The 777-nt window shown below is 42.5% G+C and carries 1 pseudogene; it reads left to right on the forward strand.

The features are described from left to right. Positions 1–777 (forward strand): annotated as a pseudogene (locus tag A3766_RS03610) (NAD-glutamate dehydrogenase domain-containing protein); the annotation flags it as partial.

Here is a 777-nt window from a genome sequence, read left to right on the forward strand (position 1 = left end):
ATTCGAAGACCGTAGAGTCTCGGATATGCTCGGCCTTGTTATGTCGGCATGGAAGTTTTCTTCAACGCACAAAGGTACAAAGGCGAAAATTGAGGTTTTTAACCCGAACCTTGAAGACCATAATTGGCAGTCACCCCATACTGTACTCGTGGTGCTTCAAGAAAACATGCCGTTTATTGTCGATTCGATCAGGCTAATCCTTTCTAATCGCATGGTCAAAATTCATAGTATTCAGTATGCAAATATCCGTTGCGAACGAGCAAAAAATGGTGATATTGAATCCCTTAAAAGTGGTGCCGCCGCAAAAGAATCAACCTGCAATGATGAAGCGCTTATATTTATCGAGATAGATCGGCATAGCGATTCAGCGTCTCAGAAGTCTTTGCTAAAGGCTATCAATGAAGTGATGTCAGACGTTTCAACGATGGTTGGCGACTATGAAAATATGCTTACCAAGAAACAGAGCTTGATAGAAAACCTAACCGAAAAGAATTATAAAACTATTGCGCCTGAAGACATTGAAGAGGGGCGCGAGTTTTTACGCTGGATGGGGGATGAACGCTTCATCTTCTTGGGTTGTGTAGATTATGACCTAAAGAAAGAGGGAAGAAGTGAAAGTTTCGACCTCGTTAAAGGAAGCGGCCTGGGGCTGGTTCATCGCTTTGTAGATTTTATCGAAAAGTCAGAACTGAACAAGTTGCCAAAAGCCTCTAAGCAACAAATTTTCGGTAGCAATTTGTTCTTTTTCTCAAAGGCTTCTCAGCGGTCCTCCGTTCA

It is taken from the genome of Oleiphilus sp. HI0132, from assembly GCF_001635845.1.